At 44.7% G+C, this 4,059-nt stretch carries 5 protein-coding genes; 2 read left to right on the forward strand and 3 right to left on the reverse strand.

Going from position 1 to position 4,059, the window contains the following annotated elements; all coding sequences use genetic code 11:
• Window positions 1-950: efflux RND transporter permease subunit (locus tag H6S82_RS21805; protein WP_191056694.1), on the reverse strand; the 950-nt coding region annotated here is incomplete at its 3' end.
• Between the two features lie 192 nt (window positions 951-1,142).
• Here H6S82_RS21805 and H6S82_RS21810 point away from each other — a divergent pair.
• Together H6S82_RS21810 and H6S82_RS21815 are read left to right on the forward strand one after the other, a co-directional pair.
• Window positions 1,143-2,003 carry a ferritin-like domain-containing protein gene (locus tag H6S82_RS21810; protein ID WP_190472820.1) on the forward strand — a complete coding sequence of 287 codons (861 nt, stop codon included), beginning with the start codon at window positions 1,143-1,145 and terminating at the stop codon, window positions 2,001-2,003.
• 92 nt (window positions 2,004-2,095) lie between these two features.
• The gene (locus H6S82_RS21815) at window positions 2,096-2,788 is read left to right on the forward strand and encodes a phosphorylase (RefSeq protein ID WP_190472825.1); all 693 of its coding nucleotides are present in this window, start codon (window positions 2,096-2,098) and stop codon (window positions 2,786-2,788) included.
• A 40-nt stretch (window positions 2,789-2,828) separates the two neighbouring features.
• Here the strand turns inward: H6S82_RS21815 and H6S82_RS21820 are convergent, their stop codons facing one another.
• Together H6S82_RS21820 and H6S82_RS21825 are read right to left on the reverse strand one after the other, a co-directional pair.
• On the reverse strand, window positions 2,829-3,386 hold the full coding sequence (locus H6S82_RS21820; protein ID WP_190472828.1) for a hypothetical protein: 558 nt from the start codon (window positions 3,384-3,386) through the stop codon (window positions 2,829-2,831).
• Window positions 3,387-3,471: 85 nt separating this feature from the next.
• A partial coding sequence (locus tag H6S82_RS21825) for a glycosyltransferase (RefSeq protein ID WP_277926529.1) occupies window positions 3,472-4,059 on the reverse strand: 588 nt, incomplete at its 5' end.

The raw sequence follows: 4,059 nt of genomic DNA on the forward strand, positions 1-4,059 counted from the left end.
CACAAAAAGGGAAAGATGGCTACAACTGAAATAATTACGGCTTCTAAAAGAGCATCGATCGTGGCGTCGGTAGCCGATCGAATATATTCTGCTTGGGTAGCGGCTAAAATTAATTGCACTTCTGGTAGTGCAGATTGCAATCGCGCTACTTCTTTTTCTACTGCGGCGACTACTTCTAAGGTATTGGCATCGCTCTTTTTAATTACTTGAAAAGCTAAGGCATCTTTGCCATTAAGGCGTACTGCGGAAGTTTTGGTTTGTTTGGTTGGAGGCGATTGTTCGTTGGGGTCGGGCGAAGCTTTTGGTGAGGAATCTGTTGGTAATAGGGATGAATTATCGCCCAAATGCTTCGCCCCTACGGATTCCGTTGTTTGTTCGACAGCACCCAAAAGATTGACTTTCAGGACTCCTGGCAGTTTGGCGATCGCTGTTACAATTTCCTCTTGAGCTATCTTGGTTAAGTCAACTAGATTTTTTGATGGACTTTCGATCGCGTAGCTAACAGCAGCAGACTCGTTTAAGTTGAGCGGAAAAACTTTGTAACTTGCTCCTTCGGGGAGATTTAGCTGCTTGAGTCTAGTTTCGACTTGATTTGCAGATTGTTCCAAATTTGTCCCCACCCCGAAGGATAAACTGATGACAGCTTGGTTGGGGTAAATGGAGGAGCGCAGTCGATCGAGTTTGGGAATCGAGCTGAGGGACTGTTCGATCGGTTGGGTAAGCTTTGCTTCCGTTTCCAGCGCGTCGGTGAAAGGTGCTGTGGCGTTCACCACTACGACTGGAAAGGTAATATCGGGAAGCAGGGCGTATTTGAGGGAACTGAAAACGAGAAGTCCCGCGACGGCGACGGCGATCCAAAAACTCAAGGTTAGCCAAGGGTATGCGATCGCTAACCTGGAGATATTGAAACGTTCTCGTAGGGATGTTTTGCGAGTAGTTGCCTTCACCATATCGAATTACCAGCCCACGCACCACAAGCTTACAAGCACTCCCCACTTCCTTACCCTACCTTCGTGACAGTTTATTAACTGGAGGCTATTGTCGAATTACCCTTGACGATATAGTTCTTGCGATATATTTCTCTTGAGAAGTCGCGTCTGCATCGGCGCTAGTCAAAAGTCTTTCGTGCAATGGAGTGAGGAATGAAAATCGGATCTGAGGCGCACAAGCAGTTATTCTGTCAAAGCTTTATGGAGAGCCATCTTAAGTATGAACCGGAACAGCTACCTTGGCCCAAACTTGACGGCGCACAACTAGAACGTCTGCGCTCAATTCCTTTCTGGGATGAAGCTTTTGACACAGAACAAAATGCGGGAAAGATGCTAGCCGCTTTTGCGGAAACGGTGAGCGATCCACTTTTGCGGGATGCGATCGCCCTACAGGGTATGGAGGAATCGCGCCACTCTCGCGTGATAGAATTCTTGATTAACCATTACGGGATCGAAATTAAGCCGCGTCCGCCTAAACAAATTCCCGATAATGTGGAGGAAGCTTTTGTCAAGTTTGGCTACGGGGAATGTTTCGATTCGTTCTTTGCGTTTGGTTTATTTGCGATCGCTCGTCAATCTGGCTTATTCCCCGATCAATTCTTCGCTATTTTCGATCCGGTTATTGATGAAGAAGCCCGCCATATGGTATTTTTTGTCAACTGGGTAGCGTACAAGCAAGTGCATGAGGGTCGAGGCGCAAAAGTGCTGCGGGATTTAAATTCCCTATTGTACTACACTGGCTCTGTCCGCCGTCGTTTGGATAGTTTTAAAGGTAGCAAAAAAGGCAGCGGTAAGGGTTTCACAGCTAGCGGTGCGAGTTCGGTTACGAGTAATTTGACGCTGGAAAAGTTTGTCTCAACTTGCATTCAAGAAAACGATCGACGCATGAGTGTTTACGATTCCAAGTTGCTGCGTCCGGAGTTTTTACCGAGAGTTGCCAAAACTGCTTTTGGGATGATGAAACTTTTGCCCAAACAGAATTCCAGCACGATGTCAAGTCCCAATTTGGGATAATGGGTAATTTCAGATTGCAGATTTAAGATTTCAGATTTAGAATTTATTTTAAATCCGAAATCTTAAATCTTAAATTTATTCACAAAATAACAATGAACATTGATGCTATTCTCGTTCCCCAAGGGTCAGAGTATAAGTCTGTGCTTCGAGGAGTAAGCCGCTTTAATGGTAAGACGCCACCCATTTTTCCCGTTCCGGTTGGTGTTAAACCGTTAACGAGATATTTGGAAAAATGGCAAAAATTAGAATTCTTCGCGCATCATCAGCAACCCAAAGTTTTGTTGATGGGTTTGTGCGGTAGTCTAACACCTCGCTATTCTGTCGGCGATGTTGTCATTTACCGAAGTTGTATTTATGGTTCGGCTGAAGAGTTGCGAGATAAAATGTGCGATCGCGCTTTTACAAAGGTACTTTACAACAATCTCAATGAAAAAGCTGCTTTGGTGAGAGGATTTACGAGCGATCGCATCATTTATTCCGCATCAGAAAAACGCAGTTTAGGTAAACTATATGATAGCGAAGTAGTCGATATGGAAGGCTTCGCAGCTTTAGAAGTTCTGAGTAAAGGTGGTTTTTCCGTAGCGATGTTGCGCGTAATTAGCGATGATTCGCAACAGGATGTTCCCGATCTCAATTCCGCAATTAGTGCAGATGGTTCGTTACAATCTCTGCCTTTAGCGATAGGAATGCTGCGTCAACCGATTGCAGCAACTCGGTTAATTAGAGGTTCGCTGCGCGGATTGAAAGTGTTGGAAAAAGTGACAAGTTATTTGTTTGCAAAGTAGAGAAACCATTCCCGTTGAAGGGGAGGGTTAGGGTGGGGTTCTAAATATTTTTCCTATCGGAATTTTCGGCAGATTCTACAGCCATCATGCGGCGTTGCACTAGATGTTCAAATTGGTACATATAGGCGGCGATGATCGTCCAAACGAGCATCGCTGGGCCATAGACAAACCCATTCCAGTGCGAAAACCAGTAGTAGTAGTAGCTGGAACCCAAAAATGGGTAAAACAAAGCTAAAATACCTATGCTTATCAACGTAGATATTGCTATTACCAGCCAGCCATACAAACCTTCCCAAAAACTCAGCAAACCGGGAAAAAAGCCGCGAGTTGCGCCTATTTCTGGTGAGCGAATGCTGGGAAAGAAACGATCTAAAAATAGATAGAGCCAATGATGAACAAAAGCGATAATCAGAATGGGAGCTAATGCGGCTAGCACGCCAGATAAGACCCAATGCTCGGGTCGCTGTAAAAACCTACCCAAAAACGAACCGAAATCACCAAACAATTTTGAGCCAGATGAAATAAAACGCAGCAACACGTAGAGGACGAAGGCGTTCATCCACGCACCGGGGTATGGTATCCAGGCAGGCCATTTCATACGTAAAACCAATACGCAATTATCGCAATCATAGCCGCAGTATTTCTCGAATATGTAGGTAAAAATACTAAAATTTACAACAAATTCAAGACTGAGTGTTGATAGATACCGGATACACTCTTCCTTTCCAAGCGCCTCCTCTTCCGCGCCAGTGACGCCAAGCTGAGTCTAGGGTCATCAGGGTATATAGGAATGCGATCGCTGGTAAGCAAAAAGACAATAATGGCGAACATCGATAAAGTTTGAGTGTGGGAAAGTAAGCTATTGCCATCAGCAACCAGGTTAAAATACCTAGTGAGAACACTAACCAATTCCCAGTCAAAATACCTGCGATCGCACTCACTGGCGGGACAATGTAAATTAAAGTCATTCCTATGAGTGTTCCCAATAAAAGCAAAGGTGAATAATTCAATTGCGTAAAAGCAGTACGCGCCACCATATCCCAAATACTAGATAAAGATGGATAAGGTCGCAAGCTACAAGTTAAATCGGTAAGTCCCAACCAAATTTTACCCGGAGATTTGACTGCTTGTGCAAGAGCGCAATCATCGATTAACGCTTGACGCACTACCTGAATACCGCCAATACGATTTAAAGCTTCGCGGCGAATTAATATACAACCTCCCGCTGCTGCTGCTGTGGAATTTTTCGGGTTATTAACCCAACAAAATGG

Origin of the sequence: Planktothrix sp. FACHB-1355, assembly GCF_014748295.1 — a bacterium.
Lineage (GTDB): Bacteria > Cyanobacteriota > Cyanobacteriia > Cyanobacteriales > Aerosakkonemataceae > Aerosakkonema > Aerosakkonema funiforme_A.

Excerpts from the sequence above, each read along its gene's own strand:
- H6S82_RS21810 (WP_190472820.1), top strand. The coding sequence starts at position 1,143 with ATGAAAATCGGATCTGAGGCGCACAAGCAGTTATTCTGTCAAAGCTTT.
- H6S82_RS21820 (WP_190472828.1), bottom strand. The coding sequence starts at position 3,386 with ATGAAATGGCCTGCCTGGATACCATACCCCGGTGCGTGGATGAACGCC.
- H6S82_RS21815 (WP_190472825.1), top strand. The coding sequence starts at position 2,096 with ATGAACATTGATGCTATTCTCGTTCCCCAAGGGTCAGAGTATAAGTCT.